The organism is Chryseobacterium sp. HNCC26DJ238 (assembly GCF_057180465.1).
This window is the reverse complement of record NZ_JBXUGI010000004.1, coordinates 142718-157771: the sequence shown is the minus strand read 5'-3', so window position 1 is coordinate 157771 and position 15054 is coordinate 142718. Positions and strand designations below refer to the sequence as shown.

The window sequence follows — 15054 nt, the reverse complement described above, 5'->3', positions numbered from 1 at the left end:
TATTTAAAAAATTCAATGAAAAAAATAATATTGATACTTTCAATCATCAGCTTTACCTTTTTATCTGCACAGAAAAGTGAAAGTTTTTTGCGCCTGAGCTATAACAGTATGTGCTGCGGCACTCCTTCGACAGCCCCTGTAATGAATTATATCGAAACTTTCCAAAAAAACAGCAAAGGAAAAAAAATTGAAATTTTCAGACAGTCAGGCTTGGGAAGAGAGGGTGAGTTTGCTCTGTATATCGGAATTGATGCACTTTCAAAAAGCAAGCAAGGTAAGTTTATAAAAGGACTTGAAGCTACTATCACCTCTCAGAACAATTCCAGAAATCAAAACAGGGACGGAACTGTTTTTTTCAGCAGTACGGATGTTATAAAGAAAAAGGATTTGAGTCAGTTAAAGAATTTAATTATACATAAAAAAGAACAATTAAAATGATCAGAAACATTGTCGTAATCGGAGCCGGAACCATGGGAAATGGTATTGCACACACGTTTGCCCAGAGTGGTTTCAGTGTAAACCTGGTAGACGTTTCTCAGGATGCTTTAGACAGAGGATTAAAAACAATTACCACCAACCTGGACAGAATCATTACGAAAGGAAACCTTACAGAAGAGCAGAAGGCAGAAACTTTAGGAAATATCAAAACCTTCACTGAACTGAAAGATGCTGTGACAAATGCTGATTTAGTAGTGGAAGCTGCTACAGAAAATCAGGATCTTAAACTGAAAATCTTTGCCCAGATGGATGAGTTCGCTCCTGAAAACTGTATTCTGTCAACCAACACTTCATCGATTTCCATTACCAAAATTGCTGCTGCTACAAAGAGAGCTGACAAAGTAATCGGTATGCACTTTATGAATCCTGTTCCTATCATGAAACTGGTAGAAATCATCAAAGGGTATTCGACTTCCAAAGAAACTTTTGATGCAATCTATGAAATGAGCAAAAACTTAGGCAAGGTTCCTGTTGAAGTCAATGATTATCCCGGATTTGTAGCCAACAGAATTTTAATGCCGATGATTAATGAATCCATCGAGACTTTGTATAACGGCGTTGCCGGAGTAGAAGAAATAGACACGGTAATGAAGCTGGGAATGGCTCATCCGATGGGACCTCTTCAACTGGCGGATTTCATAGGTCTTGACGTCTGTTTAGCTATTTTAAATGTGATGTATGATGGTTTTAAAAATCCTAAATATGCTCCGAACCCTTTATTGGTGAACATGGTTATGGCAGGCAAACTGGGTGTAAAATCCGGGGAAGGTTTCTACGACTATTCTGAAAGCAAGAAAGCAGAAAAAGTAGCAAAAATGTTTTCAAAATAAAAATTGTGTACAGATGAATGATCAATGGTAGATCTGGAAGCACGCAAATTCATATCCGATAAGATTGACTGATGCAGCTACATGTACTACACTCACATTTCATATGAAAATAAAAGAGAAACACATTCAGATATCAATGGTCATCATTACTGTAGTGATGACCATTTTACGTTTTATGCTGAACGAGAAAGGCCGGGTCACTCCTGATTCTATCCGTTATATGCGGTTTGCAGATGCTTTACCAACGATTGACAATACCATTACTCCACTGGGATATCCGGCAAGTATAAAATTTTTCACCTTCTTCGCAATTGATGAATTCTGGAGCAGTAAACTCGTTGGAATCCTTTCGCTTCTGCTGATCATCTTCTTTGCCCGGAAAAAAGATTTTTATCTCAGAGAATCTATTGTAATCTGTTCGCTGTTAAGTTTTGTGAGTATATTTTCAGCAACCTTGAGTGAAGCCCTGATGTTGCCCTTTATCTTTATAATGATGTATGTGGCCCATGCTGTTATTCAGCAAAAATGGTCGCGTTCCAAAAGTATTGTATACCTTACCTTTTCCCTGATCTTACTTTTTAATATCAGGTACAGTGCGCTCTTTATCATTGGCGGAACAGGACTATTCGGATTGCTTTCCTTCAGGAAAAAGTATGCTGTTTCATTTGTTGTCTCAGCATTTCTGGCAGGTCTGTTTATTATACTCTATAAATTTTTATTTATCGATTATTTCAATGAAAATTATGTAAACCAATTTCTGGAAATGGGTTTAAAGCCTACCTCTAAGCTTTTACAGGAATTTTTAACCGGGGTGATTGTTTCCTTCAATCCTTTTATTCACATGCCTAACCCGAATGGAGGGATAATTAATTACGGAATCTACGGAATCGGTATTCTGAACCTGATTCTTCTGGTATTCTTATTCGTTAAAAACAAACTGACAGAAACTGAAAAATTTATGGTACTTATCGGGGTGTCCGGAATTCTATGTTCTTATTTTATACAGTATTTTTATGGAATTGATGCTTTGGATTACCGGCTGTTAGCCCCTTTCAGTTTTCCGATCTGGCTGGTTTATTTTAAAAAGCTTTTCGAAGCAGTCGGTGCAAAAACCTATGCAATGGGAGCATTAAGCCTTCTGACAGGATTTGTTTTTACGTGGCTTTCAAAAGGTTATTACCTTGAAAACAGAAAAGAGATTTCCCATTTTTTATATTCAGAACAACTGGAGAAAGTGCCCCTTCTGTTTTATATGGAAGATGTTGAAGATCTGGAAAAAGGCCAGATTGCTGAACTGATAAGTACAGTAAATCCCAACCTTAAATTTACGTTCAAAGCAGAAGACAGCCTGAAAAAGAACACGCTTACGCCCTATAAAGTTTTACAAAAAATTAAAATCCACAAGAACAAATACCAATAATTTTATATATCTTTGAGAAAGTTTAAACATTAAAAAAAATGAAATTACCAAAGTTTTTATTAGCAGACAATTCGGAATTTCCTGAAGATTTATTTGTAGTTCATACAGAATATCCAAGATTCATATTGAATGTTGAGGAAGAAGAAGTAGAATGGTTAGATGATCTGGAGGGAGACGATGAAGAGACGATGGCAGATGAGGCTACAAAAGTGGTAGAGGCTGCATTCAAATGGTGTGATGAGGAGTTGGCGAAATACGACGACGAAGAGGACGAAGAATAAGAATTTATAAGTCATAAAAAAGAGGAACTCAAATTTGAGTTCCTCTTTTATTTCTGGAAGTTCTTAATAAAAAATATTATTTCGTTTCTACTATTTTATCAGATCCTGCTTTGTTCCCAGTCCTGTGGATTGTGCTAAAATTTTTAGATTACTATCCACTAAAACCGTGTAAGGAATTGCGCTGTTCAGTTTAAGTCTAATCTGAAAGTTTTCATAAGCTGGTGTATCTTTATCTAAAATAAACTGCTTCCAATTCATTTGTTCTCTATTCACAGCATTTTTCCATGCATTTTTATCATCATCAACAGATATTGAAATAAATTCTATATTGGAATTTACTTTGCCATTCATTGTTTTTAATAGTGGAATTTCTTTTCTACAGGGTGCACACCAACTTGCCCAAAATATAATAAGATGTTTATCATAATTTTTATCTAAAATTTCAGATTTTTTTCCTTTCATATCTTCTAGTTGAGATAATGGAATCTTATCAGTACGAATTCTTTTTTGGTTGTAAGCCAAAAGATCTTTGTAAGATTTGCTGTCAGTAATTTCTCCCTTAAAAGATTTCAGGAAATTCACTACCTGTTCTGCTGAAAAATTATTTTTATTCCCAATTATTTGATATAATAAATGATACGAATAAGGATATTTATTAATCTTATCTTGTACAGTCTGGATCGTTTTATCATCTATTTTCTCAAACAAATCACCATCTGTATTGTAATATGCTTCTGTTTGTCTACCTGCCTTCACAGAAACACCAGAAACATCTTTTATATTATATGGTAACTCATAACCTTTTATTGGAAGATCTTCTTTAAATTTTCCTTTTAGAGAAACAACTGTATCAGAATAAAAAACATTTGTACTCCATCCTTGAGTACCCTTATAACTGGCATTGGTAGTAAAATTAAATAATCTTTTTATTCCACTTTTATCAATATGATATATTCCAATAATATTCGGTTCTTTATTTTCACTCCATTCATGTGATATTTTAAAGTTTCCATTATGTGTCATTGAACTGTCAATTTTATTGGACGGTCCTTCTTCCCACATGTACATAGTGCCATCGGGCAAATTAGGAATAGATCCATTTATAATGGTGGAATTTTTTTCATGACATGAAATCTGTAATAAAAAAAACAGTAAATTAAATAAGAATTTTTTTTGCATAATTAAAAAAACTATCATTAACTGATAGTTTATATTAAAAATTTATATTACTTAAGCTATGGTCAAACGTGCCCCCCCTTTATTGGAGGTTATTGGTGTTAGGCTTTGGACAAAGTTACACTATTGTGCCCCCTTAGTTGCAATTATAGCTAAGTCTCATTCTGTTTTATTAAATTTCAGTAACAGGAGATTATCCTGATACAATTCCAGTGTTGTTCCGGAAACCACATATTTGTTGACTTTACCCATCATTGTCATAAAATTCTGTTCTACGCTCATATTATCGCAAGCCATTTTGGTAGACCCTAACTGAGATGCAGTGAAAGTTCCTGACGACGCATCTGTAGAGAGCGTACCAAAGTAACTGTTGCAGCCTGCATTTCCGTTCACTCTGGTTCCTTCAATCTGTAAAGTAGGTGTTTTGCCTTTTACATTATCCGCTAAAGTCCATTTTGTATTTGAAATCGACGGTTGCGCCTTCCCTACTTTATTGGCTGATGAACTATTTGACATTGTTCCGCACGATGCCAGAACAGCAACCGTACACAAACTTAAAAAGATTTTTTTCATTTGGAAATATTTAATTTTTGAATATTCAAATGGAACTAAAGTTTCATTCTGTTTTGATTCAATCAAATTTACGGAAATAATGCTGTTTACAATTATTTTCAGAAACAAAAAAACGAACCGAAGTCCGTTTTTCTCTTTTATAATGGAGTGATAAAATTGTTATGACCTCAATTCAGCACTGAATTCTTTCTGAAAAGATTTGATCAGAGAATCCATTACCGCAGATATTTCTTTTTCTTCCAGTGTTTTTTCTTCGTTCAGCAATTCAAAACTCATTGCATATGATTTCTTTCCTTCCGGAAGATTCTTTCCTTCGTAGACATCAAATAAATTGATCGTTTTGATGAATGGTGATTTATTTTTCTTCGCGGTCTGATACAGTTCATGATAAGTGATATTTTTATCAATCAGCAAGGCCAGGTCTCTTCTGATCCTGTTGAATTTTGGAATATCATTAAATTTCAGTGTATTGCTAAAACGTAATTTCTGTGCAAGTTCCAATTCGATCTCAGCATAGAAACAGTCCTGTTCGATATCAAAATCCTTCAGCATTTTTGGAGCTACTTTTCCGATTCTCACCAATGTTTCCCCTTCTGATACGTATGCTAAAGCATCTGAAAATCTCTCATCAGAAAGTGCAACTTCACTGTAGCTGATCCCTAATTTTTCCAGAAGAACTTTTACAAAGGCTTTCAGGTTATAAAAATCCGTTGCAGATTTTGGCTGCAACCAGTTTTCAGCAGCATTTCTTCCACTGACTAAAATCGACAGCTGCTTTCTTTCTAAGTACTTCTCTTTTTTATGGTAGATCTTCCCAAATTCAAAGAACTTGATGTCCTGATTTTTTCTGTTGATGTTGTAGATGGCATTTTGCAGAAGTCCTTCGAGTAATGATTTTCTCATGAATGCAAGATCATTGCTTAAAGGATTTAAAAGCTTTACAGCATCTGTTTCGTCTTTTACGGAAGTTAACGAATTATTCATCACCTCATTAAAACCTAAACTCTGTAAAGTACGTGCCCAGCTGTTTTCCAGTTCGTCCTGATCTTTGGCATTCAGTTTTACAGGGGTAAATGAAATTTTTTGCGGAGCTTCAATCTTGTTATATCCGTAAATTCTCAAGATTTCCTCTATCACATCGATCTCCCTGGTCACATCTGCCCTGTATGCAGGAACGGAGATTTCAAAACCATTCTGGATCTCATTGAGAACCTGAATCTCAAGTGCCTTTAAAATTTCCCTTACTTTTTCCCTGTGAATCTTGGTCCCGAGAATCTGTTCGATTTTTGAGAATCTGATAATGACATAGCTGTCCTCAATTTTTTTAGGATAGGATTCGAGCAGGTCTCCGGTCAGTTTTCCTTCAGCCAGATCCTGAATCATTTTAATGGCATGAGTGATTGCTGTTCTCGTGATATTCGGATCTACCCCTCTCTCAAATCTGAACGAGGCATCGGTGTTTAATCCATGAGCTTTTGCAGCTTTTCTTACCGCTACAGGATTGAAATATGCACTTTCCAGGAAGATAGTTTTCGTTTCCCCGGAAACACCTGAATCCGCACCGCCGAAAACTCCTGCAATACACATCGGATGATCGTTTCCATCTTTTATGATGATCTCAGAACCATTTAAAGTTCTTTCTGCACCATCTAAAGTAGTAAATTTGGTGCCTTCTGCAACGGTTCCTACCCTCACTTTTTTACCTGCAATTTTATCTGCATCAAATGCGTGAAGCGGCTGACCGTAACCGTGAAGAATATAATTGGTAATATCTACAATATTATTGATCGGGCTCAGACCGATTGCTTTTAATCTGTCTTTTAACCAGGAAGGAGATTCTGATACTTTTACATTTTCAAGAACAGCTCCGATGTATCTAGGTACCAATTCTGCATCTTCTACCTCTAAGGTAAATCCGTGAGTCCCTTCACTGTTTAAGGCAACAGACGATATCTTTTCGAATTCACCTTTCTGTTGATTTGTGGAAAGGAATGCATACAGATCCCTTGCAACCCCATAATGGGACATGGCATCCGTTCTGTTTGGCGTCAAACCGATTTCGAAAACTTCATCACTGGTCAGTTCAAAATAATCTGAAAAACTTTTTCCGACTTCATATTTTGTTTCATCCAGAACCATGATTCCGCCGTGATCTTCACTTAAGCCCAATTCGTCTTCAGCACAGATCATCCCCTGTGAAACTTCTCCTCTTATTTTCGCTTCCTTGATTTCAAAAAAGTTGCCGGATTTATCGTAAATTTTGGTTCCGACTACCGCAACGGGTACCGTCTGCCCTTCTCCTACATTAGGAGCTCCGCAAACGATATTCAGAATCTTTCCGTTTCCAACATCTACTGTTGTTTTCTTTAATTTATCAGCATTAGGATGTTTTTCGCAGGTTAAGACTTTTCCTACGACCACCCCTTCCAGACTTCCTTTGATGCTTTCAAATTTTTCAATTCCTTCTACCTCAAGGCCGATATCTGTCAGGAACTCTCCTATTCTTTCAGATTTCAGTTCTGTTTTGATATAATCTTTCAGCCAGTTATTTGATATTTTCATCTGATAATTCTATTTTAAAAAAAGTACAGAAATAAACGTTTGTTTTCACCCTGTATATTTTGAAAATTTTACTTTAATTTTTCTACCTGCAAATGTCGTGTTTTTTTGAGAAACAGAGAAATTTTTAACCTTTCAACTCATCCCAAAAACAAAAAAAGAGGCTGAAAAATCCAACCTCTTTTAGTATCATTACATTTTACTGTTACAATCCGATTACAGGCATTGACAGCATTAAAATATTTTCATTTTCTTCAAGTCCGTCCAATGGCTCTATGATTCCCGGTCTGTTGGGTTGAGACATTTTCATAGTAATATCATCGGCTCCCAGGATACCCAGCATTTCTGTCAGGAATTTTGAGCTGAATCCGATGTTGATATCTTCACCGTTATAATCACAAGGAATTTGCATATCTGCTTTGTTTGCATATTCTGTATCTTCTGCATGAAGGTGAAGAATATTCGCAGATAATTTAAATCTTACCTGATTGGTGGACTTATTTGACATAATCGAAGCTCTTTTGATAGCCCCTAACAAAAGGTTTCTGTTAATGGTCAGAACATTCGGGTTTTCTTTAGGAATTACTGCTGTATAATTGGGATATTTACCATCGATCAACCGACATATCCACACATGTTTACCAAAAGTGAATTTCGCCATGTTCTCATTAAAGTCAATGGTAATGTCTTCGTTTGAACTTGCTAAAATATTTTTAAAAATATTCAGGGGTTTTTTAGGCATGATGAATTCCATAGGCTCTGCATTCATCAGATCTGTTCTTTTATAAACGACCAATCTGTGGGAATCTGTGGAAACAAAATTCGTTTCGTTTTCTCCGAACTGGAACAAAACTCCTGTCATAACAGGACGAAGTGAATCGTTACTGGTTGCGAACAGTGTATTGGTCAAAGCTTCAGATAAAACTCCTGCAGGCATCGTTACACTCTGTGCGGCATCGAATTCAGGAAGTTCAGGATAATCATCTGCATTGTCTAAGGCAACCGCAAAATTATCTTTCTCATCCAAAATCTCCAGCTGACTTCCGGTACCTTCGTCATTGTCTTTTACAACAAGCGTAAGCGGCTGTTCGCCATAAGTTTTGATAAAATCCTGAAAAATTTTGGCAGGAACCGCAAATTTACCCGCATCATCAGACTTTACATCCAATGAAGTCACCAAAGTTGTTTCGCCATCAGACGCTGTAATGGAAAGGTTATTTTCGTTTAACTCAAAAAAATAGTTTTCTAAAATCGGTCTCGACTGAGAGCTTGATATTACGCCACTTACAGTTTGCAATGCTTTCTGCAGTTCACCACTTGAAATAATAAATTTCATAGATTTAAAATAAGTTTTTACAAATATAACAAATAGAAGTAAGAATGAAAAAAATAATCGACACGAGTTTTAAACAAACATCACTCTTCCGTTTTCAGACCGGATATTATATTTAAATTTCTGTAGTCGTTGATTTTTGCATCAAAAATCTCTGTCGTGTAATAACTGATGTTCACTTTTTTATTGACCAGGGTATTGTATTCTTTAGGTAAATCGAGGTTTGAATCTATAGTTGACACCCAGTAAAATTTAGTTAGATTTTTATTCTCTCCGATAATATGGAAAACGACAAAGTTTTCTTTTTCGATTTTTTTTACGGTGCCACTGATCAGTAGCTGAGATTTTGTATTCTCTTTTTCTGTATCTTCCATAGTGGCCATTTCAAGAAAAATATCAGGACATTCAGCCAGCAGCCACTTTCCTATAATTTCTCCTGTTTTAGCTGAATCATCATTAATCACATCGATATTAAAATCTCTTTTAACTTCTTTGGCGTAGGGCTTTACAGAGGTAAGCATACAGACACCTAATTGAAGCTCCCTGTTTTTAGGACTGGGATTCTCACCTTTCACCTTTGTAAAACATTCACAGGTTGCCTTCGCAATCTTAGCAGTGTAATCCTGCGACCAGAAAAAATTGAAGATAAAAAGCAGAAGAACTGATATCGGTTTCGTCATAGTAATTATGAAATTTATCAAAGATAAATGAATTGTTAAAAAAATCGAGTACAAATATTATATTTGTAAAAAGTTTAATGCGCAAGCCTCCTATCCATAAAAGTTTCATCAATTCATTCCGGGGAATATGGATGATGCTGAAGTCTGAAAGAAATTTTCAGATCGAGGCTGCAGCTTTAATCATCAATATCTTCCTGATCTTCTATCTGAAACTTTCCGGGATTGATACCGTTTTGATCATAGCAGTTTCCCTGGCAGTTTTAAGTGCTGAGATTTTCAATACGGCAGTTGAAAAGATCTGTGATATCATTCATCCTGAATTTGACAAACGCATTGGTTTTATTAAAGATATTTCAGCAGGAGCAGTAATTTTAACTGCCATAGCTTCTGTAGTTGCCGGAATCTTTGTTTACTGGAAATATTTTTTCGTTTAAAATAGTATGGGTATACATTAATTAAACAGTAATTAAAATTTATTTTCCAACATAGACAAATCCTGTCTTTCCGGATTTAAAAACGGACTGAATTCTTTTATAATCATCTACCTCATAGGCATCAGCCTGAATGATTTCTTTCTCTGTCACTTCGAACAGGATTCCCTCAATTTCATCGCCGGTATTTCCGGAAAATATTAAAATCGGATGATATTTCCGGTTGCTTTTTCTCAATACTTCAGGATCAGTGATCTCCAACATCTGCAATTGATATCCTGTAAGAATATCTTTTGCCCCATGCAGAAGTCTGCCGAAAGTTTCGATCTGAACCTCCTCTTTCTGTAAGGTTCCATAAGAAAACAGGTATGGCATTATAAATGTTTTTCAATGATCTGAATGGCTGTTTCAGCCATCATTCCATATCCTTTTCCGTTCGGATGTACTCCGTCTGCAGAAAGTAAAATTTCTTTATCAGGTAAAAATACTGCATGAAAATCAATATACTTCAGGGAATTTTCTACTGCCAGATTTTTCAAAATTTGATTGTAAAGCAGCACATCCTTATTGGTTCTCACTTTTCCTGTTGCAGAAAGTTCACCATCGATTTTTTCAGAAACGGGAATAATGCTGATCAAATAAATTTCATCTGAAAATTCTTTTGCGATCCGAACTGCTTTTTCAACATTCGCTTTAAACAATTCCGGACCGACCATCTGCTTTCCGTCTTTGACGGCAAGATCATTGGCCCCGTACCCTAAAAAAACAATATTTCCCTCAGCAGAATTTCTTGCACTCATTTCATGTGAAATTCTTTTCAGCAAACCTTCAGTTGTTTCTCCACCGATACCGAGATTAAACAGGATGAGTTCATTGCTTCCTTCATTGTATTTCTGCAGGGCATATCTTTTCAGAATATCCACCCAGCCTCCGAATACACCATCATACTCTCCGTAGGTAATACTGTCTCCAAAGAATAATCCATACTTCATTTTTCTTTTATTTTTACTATTAATAATTCTGAACCGATAAAATAAGAGACTTGAAATGCGTCTAAAGTTTTAGATATAACACATTTCATACGAATGATTTTAACACAACTTCGTTTATGTTCATCCTAAAACCAATCTGATATTTTTGTGTGATTGTATAATTTCAATCAGGATTTCAAATAAGGTCTGTCCGTCTCCGTTATTCAGTTCATTCTGTTTTTGTTGCGCCAGAGTAACGTTAAAAGGTTTTCCCTGTCTGATTTTATTTTCATAGAATTCTTTAGTCCTATTCAAACCCAGATCTTCCCTGGATTTTTGAGAATCTTTCCATGTAACTTCAATTTCATCTCTGTTATCAAAGACTCCGAAACCTCCATACAGAATATCATCAAAACCGTCCAAAGTCCCGATCTTCCAATCGGCATCTTTCATGAATACCTGAGAAACTTCTTCGTAAAATCCCTGCAGATCAGAAAAACGGCTGCCATTGATGACAGCCGTTTTCCTGTTATATTTTTCTGAAATACCCAACTTTTTATTTTAAAGCGTTTGTTATCATTTGAAAGCCAAAGCCTATTTAAAATACTCCACTCCGTTTTTAAAAATGTTATGGTAATTCGCTGTCGGAATATTTTTCATCAAACCTTCTGCGAAACGTTCAGGGTGTCCCATTCTGCCGTATATTTTTCCACACGGACTGGTAATACCCTCGATTCCGAAAAGCGAGTTATTTGGGTTGAACGGCATTCCATGAGCAATGTTTCCTTCTAAGTCGAGGTATTGAGTCGCAATCTGTCCGTTTTCATACAATTTCTGGATTTCCTCCTCAGAAGCCATAAAACGTCCTTCACCATGAGAAATAGGAATGGTATATACCTGTCCTTTCATGCCTTTTAACCAAGGGGATTCATCATTCAGGACTTTCACACTGACCATTTGGGAAATGTGCCTTCTGATGGCGTTGTGTGCCAGTGTCGGAGAATTTTCATCTAAATCTTTGATTCTTCCGTAAGGTAACAGTCCTGATTTAACCAAAGCCTGAAAACCGTTACAGATACCGATGATCATCCCATCCCTGTCAAGCAGTTCGTGAACAGCATTTCTCATCTTTTCATTCTTAAGAACATTCACAATAAACTTAGCAGAACCATCCGGTTCGTCACCTGCGGAGAACCCTCCTGAAAACGCCAGAATCTGAGACTGTTTAATTTCTTCTACCCATGCGTCGATGCTCTCATCAAGCAACTGATGATTGATATTAATCAATGGTAAACTGCTTACAACCGCCCCTTCTTTTTGAAATGCATTCAGCGTATCATATTCGCAGTTTGTTCCAGGGAAAACCGGAGCAAAAACTCTTGGCTGAGCAATTCCGTGTTTTTTAATAATGATATTTCTTGGGTTGACGGAGTTTAATTTTTCATCCAGTTCAACCTGTATTTTTTCTTTTTCAACTGTTGGAAACAGATTTTCAAAAGTTCCGGTATTGGCTTCAAGCAGTTTTCCGATTTCAAAATCCAAGCTATTGATTTTCAAAACGTCTGAATTCTGAACTTCACCGATCAGTTGAAGATTCACAGAACTTAATTCCTCACTTGATTCAATGAGTAAACTTCCAATATTCTTAGCTAATAAAATACGGTTATCAGCAACAGTAATTTCAGCACCCAACCTGTTTCCAAAACTCATTTTTGCCAAAGCGACAGCGACTCCTCCTTCTTTTACAGTCTTCACCGAAACGATTTTCCCTGCTCTGATATTTTCAAAAATCAATTCAAAAATTGCTTTCAGATTTTCATAGTTCGGAAGTCCGTTTTCCTGAGGAATATGATTAAAGAAATAGAGTTTATTTCCTGCCTGTTTAAATTCAGGAGAGATGATGTTTTTCTTTTCTCCGTTAGCACATGCAAATGAAATTAAAGTAGGCGGAACATTCAGATCCTGGTAAGTTCCACTCATTGAATCTTTCCCACCGATCGCAGCTAAACCTAAGTTAATCTGCGCGTCATAAGCCCCTAAAAGAGAAGCCAGAGGTTTCCCCCATTTTTCAGGGTTCTGACCTAACTTTTCAAAATATTCCTGGAAACTCAGTCTGATATTTTTATAATCGCCACCCATGGCAGTGATTTTAGCCACACTTTCAACGACCGCGTAAGATGCGCCCAGTAATGAGTTTTGCTTTGATATTTCAGCATCAAATCCCCAACTCGCCAGAGAAACGGTTTCAATATTTTTCGCTCCTAAAACAGGTAATGTCTGAACACTTCCTTCCATTAAAGTCTGCTGGTATTTTCCTCCTAAAGGCATTGCAACCGTAGTGGCTCCGATGGACGAATCAAACATTTCCAGTAAGCCTTTCTGAGAAGCAACATTCTTATCTGCCAAAATCTTAAGGAAATTTTCTTCACTGAATAATTGGTTTTCTTCTTTTACTTCATTGAGATGCGTAATTTTAACCTCCTGACTTTTAGAACAGCCATTGGTATCTAAAAATGCTCTTGAAAGATCAACGATTTTTTCTCCTTTCCAGAACATCTGCATTCTTCCAGAATCGGTAACCTTCGCAACCTCAACAGCCACTATATTTTCAGCTTCACAGTATTTAATGAACTGCTCTTTATCTTTCGGCTCAACGACAACAGCCATTCTCTCCTGGGATTCAGAAATAGCCAGTTCAGTCCCGTTCAGACCTTCATATTTTAACGGTAAAACATCCAGATTAACTTCCAGGGAGTCCGCGATTTCACCGATGGCTACAGAAACTCCGCCTGCTCCGAAATCGTTTGATTTCTTAATCAGTCTTGTTACTTCAGGATTTCTGAATAATCTCTGGATCTTACGTTCTTCCACTGCATTTCCCTTCTGAACTTCCGAACTCATGGTATGAATAGATGTTTCATCCTGTTCTTTAGAACTTCCGCTAGCGCCACCAACACCGTCACGACCTGTTGCTCCTCCTAAAATGATGATGGAATCACCGGCTTCAGGTTTTTCACGTCGTACCCAATCCACAGGAACGGCACCAGTCACGAAACCAACCTCCATTCTTTTTGCTTTATAACCCTCATCGTAGATCTCGGAAACCATAGTCGTGGCAAGACCAATCTGATTGCCATAAGACGAATATCCGTTTGCAGCCTGCCTGGTGATTGTCTTCTGAGGTAATTTACCCGGTAAGGTTTTATCCACCGCTTCCAGAACATCCGCAGCACCTGTCAGTCTCATTGCCTGGAAAACAAAAGAACGTCCGGACAAAGGATCTCTGATGGCTCCGCCTAAACAGGTGGAAGCACCTCCGAACGGTTCGATTTCAGTCGGGTGATTGTGGGTTTCATTTTTGAACAACAGATACCAAGGCTCTTTTTTACCGTCATATTCCGCTTCGATCTGAATGGTACATGCATTGATCTCATCAGAAACCACAAGGTTTTCAAGCTTGCCGGTTTTATGGAAATATCTTCCACAGACGGTTGCCAGATCCATTAAAGAAATCGGTTTCAATTCACGTCCCAGGAATTTTCTTTTTTCAATATAATCACTGAAAATGGTTTCCAGTGTATGTTTAAACTGTCCTTCAAATTCAATATCTGACAATTCTGTTTCAAAGGTGGTATGACGGCAGTGGTCACTCCAATAAGTATCTAAGACTTTCAGTTCAGTCTCGGTAGGATTTCTCTGTTCCGATTTAAAATATTCCTGAATGAATTTCAAATCATCAAAACCTAAAGCAAAACCATGATTATTATAGAAATCTTCCAGTTGAGCCTCATCAGAACTGATGAAATTTTCGTGAATCAAAACCTTTGACGGAATTTCATCCGCAGGGATATTGGATACAGAAAGATCTTTTTCCTGAGACTCGACTTTATTGATCAGAAGATCTTTGATTTTAGCCAGATCAGCCTCAGAAACCCCTTCAAATTCAATCAGTTTTCCGCTTCTCACGGTAGACTTTTCGTTTTGGGTGAGTAAGGCAATACACTGCTGGGCAGAATCAGCACGCTGATCATACTGTCCAGGTAAAAATTCCATGGCGAAATAAATTCCTCCGGCAGGATTTTCTTCATGCAGAATATCAGTAACCGGATCTACAAAAGTACTGTTCACCACTTTTTCGAATTCCCCGGAATTCAGGTTAAAAATATCGTATACATTGTACACTTTTACATTTTTGACTGACGGTACAACTGCTTTTACCTCATCAAAAATCTTTGGACTTTCTACATCGAAAATACCTCTTTTTTCTACGAAAATTCTTTTGTTATTAGACATTAGATGTCA

General features: G+C 36.8%; 14 protein-coding genes. 5 read left to right on the top strand and 9 right to left on the bottom strand.

Going from position 1 to position 15054, the window contains the following annotated elements; all coding sequences use genetic code 11:
• Positions 1 to 15: 15 nt before the first annotated feature.
• From AC2A07_RS05195 to AC2A07_RS05180, 4 genes are all read left to right on the top strand, one after another.
• Complete coding sequence (locus AC2A07_RS05195) at positions 16 to 438, top strand: hypothetical protein (RefSeq protein WP_484049529.1); 423 nt, start codon at positions 16 to 18, stop codon at positions 436 to 438.
• Complete coding sequence (locus tag AC2A07_RS05190; RefSeq protein WP_484049627.1) at positions 438 to 1328, top strand: 3-hydroxybutyryl-CoA dehydrogenase; 891 nt, start codon at positions 438 to 440, stop codon at positions 1326 to 1328. The genes AC2A07_RS05195 and AC2A07_RS05190 overlap by 1 nt, the downstream gene beginning before the upstream one ends.
• 103 nt (positions 1329 to 1431) lie before the next feature.
• A complete protein-coding gene (locus AC2A07_RS05185) occupies positions 1432 to 2748 on the top strand; it encodes a hypothetical protein (protein ID WP_484049528.1) in 1317 nt (438 codons plus the stop codon).
• A gap of 38 nt (positions 2749 to 2786) precedes the next feature.
• The gene (locus AC2A07_RS05180) at positions 2787 to 3029 is read left to right on the top strand and encodes a hypothetical protein (RefSeq protein WP_129536633.1); all 243 of its coding nucleotides are present in this window, start codon (positions 2787 to 2789) and stop codon (positions 3027 to 3029) included.
• A 90-nt stretch (positions 3030 to 3119) separates the two neighbouring features.
• Here AC2A07_RS05180 and AC2A07_RS05175 read toward each other — a convergent pair whose 3' ends face one another.
• The 5 genes from AC2A07_RS05175 to AC2A07_RS05155 form a co-directional block, all read right to left on the bottom strand.
• On the bottom strand, positions 3120 to 4226 hold the full coding sequence (locus AC2A07_RS05175) for a TlpA family protein disulfide reductase (protein ID WP_484049527.1): 1107 nt from the start codon (positions 4224 to 4226) through the stop codon (positions 3120 to 3122).
• 138 nt (positions 4227 to 4364) lie between these two features.
• A complete protein-coding gene (locus tag AC2A07_RS05170) occupies positions 4365 to 4778 on the bottom strand; it encodes an META domain-containing protein (protein ID WP_314492369.1) in 414 nt (137 codons plus the stop codon).
• A 159-nt stretch (positions 4779 to 4937) separates the two neighbouring features.
• Complete coding sequence (pheT, locus tag AC2A07_RS05165; RefSeq protein WP_484049526.1) at positions 4938 to 7340, bottom strand: phenylalanine--tRNA ligase subunit beta; 2403 nt, start codon at positions 7338 to 7340, stop codon at positions 4938 to 4940.
• 202 nt (positions 7341 to 7542) lie between these two features.
• The gene (gene dnaN / locus AC2A07_RS05160) at positions 7543 to 8673 is read right to left on the bottom strand and encodes a DNA polymerase III subunit beta (RefSeq protein WP_484049525.1); all 1131 of its coding nucleotides are present in this window, start codon (positions 8671 to 8673) and stop codon (positions 7543 to 7545) included.
• Between the two features lie 80 nt (positions 8674 to 8753).
• Positions 8754 to 9350, bottom strand: coding sequence for a hypothetical protein (locus tag AC2A07_RS05155; protein ID WP_484049524.1), 597 nt, complete (start codon positions 9348 to 9350; stop codon positions 8754 to 8756).
• A 77-nt stretch (positions 9351 to 9427) separates the two neighbouring features.
• Here AC2A07_RS05155 and AC2A07_RS05150 point away from each other — a divergent pair, with 77 nt between their 5' ends.
• A complete protein-coding gene (locus tag AC2A07_RS05150; protein WP_484049523.1) occupies positions 9428 to 9784 on the top strand; it encodes a diacylglycerol kinase in 357 nt (118 codons plus the stop codon).
• Between the two features lie 39 nt (positions 9785 to 9823).
• Here AC2A07_RS05150 and AC2A07_RS05145 read toward each other — a convergent pair whose 3' ends face one another.
• The 4 genes from AC2A07_RS05145 to AC2A07_RS05130 form a co-directional block, all read right to left on the bottom strand.
• Positions 9824 to 10156, bottom strand: coding sequence for a gamma-glutamylcyclotransferase family protein (locus tag AC2A07_RS05145; RefSeq protein WP_484049522.1), 333 nt, complete (start codon positions 10154 to 10156; stop codon positions 9824 to 9826).
• A complete protein-coding gene (locus AC2A07_RS05140; protein ID WP_484049521.1) occupies positions 10156 to 10773 on the bottom strand; it encodes an SGNH/GDSL hydrolase family protein in 618 nt (205 codons plus the stop codon). Before AC2A07_RS05140 ends, AC2A07_RS05145 begins: the two co-directional genes overlap by 1 nt.
• Positions 10774 to 10893: 120 nt before the next feature.
• The gene (locus tag AC2A07_RS05135) at positions 10894 to 11304 is read right to left on the bottom strand and encodes a barstar family protein (protein WP_484049520.1); all 411 of its coding nucleotides are present in this window, start codon (positions 11302 to 11304) and stop codon (positions 10894 to 10896) included.
• 42 nt (positions 11305 to 11346) lie between these two features.
• Complete coding sequence (locus AC2A07_RS05130; protein ID WP_484049519.1) at positions 11347 to 15045, bottom strand: phosphoribosylformylglycinamidine synthase; 3699 nt, start codon at positions 15043 to 15045, stop codon at positions 11347 to 11349.
• Positions 15046 to 15054 lie beyond the last annotated feature (9 nt).

Bases quoted from the DNA above. Each gene is read 5' to 3' on its own strand.
- AC2A07_RS05195 (WP_484049529.1), top strand. From the start codon at position 16: ATGAAAAAAATAATATTGATACTTTCAATCATCAGCTTTACCTTTTTA.
- AC2A07_RS05185 (WP_484049528.1), top strand. From the start codon at position 1,432: ATGAAAATAAAAGAGAAACACATTCAGATATCAATGGTCATCATTACT.
- AC2A07_RS05180 (WP_129536633.1), top strand. From the start codon at position 2,787: ATGAAATTACCAAAGTTTTTATTAGCAGACAATTCGGAATTTCCTGAA.
- AC2A07_RS05175 (WP_484049527.1), bottom strand. From the start codon at position 4,226: ATGATAGTTTTTTTAATTATGCAAAAAAAATTCTTATTTAATTTACTG.
- AC2A07_RS05170 (WP_314492369.1), bottom strand. From the start codon at position 4,778: ATGAAAAAAATCTTTTTAAGTTTGTGTACGGTTGCTGTTCTGGCATCG.
- pheT (WP_484049526.1), bottom strand. From the start codon at position 7,340: ATGAAAATATCAAATAACTGGCTGAAAGATTATATCAAAACAGAACTG.
- dnaN (WP_484049525.1), bottom strand. From the start codon at position 8,673: ATGAAATTTATTATTTCAAGTGGTGAACTGCAGAAAGCATTGCAAACT.
- AC2A07_RS05155 (WP_484049524.1), bottom strand. From the start codon at position 9,350: ATGACGAAACCGATATCAGTTCTTCTGCTTTTTATCTTCAATTTTTTC.
- AC2A07_RS05150 (WP_484049523.1), top strand. From the start codon at position 9,428: ATGCGCAAGCCTCCTATCCATAAAAGTTTCATCAATTCATTCCGGGGA.
- AC2A07_RS05145 (WP_484049522.1), bottom strand. From the start codon at position 10,156: ATGCCATACCTGTTTTCTTATGGAACCTTACAGAAAGAGGAGGTTCAG.
- AC2A07_RS05140 (WP_484049521.1), bottom strand. From the start codon at position 10,773: ATGAAGTATGGATTATTCTTTGGAGACAGTATTACCTACGGAGAGTAT.
- AC2A07_RS05130 (WP_484049519.1), bottom strand. From the start codon at position 15,045: ATGTCTAATAACAAAAGAATTTTCGTAGAAAAAAGAGGTATTTTCGAT.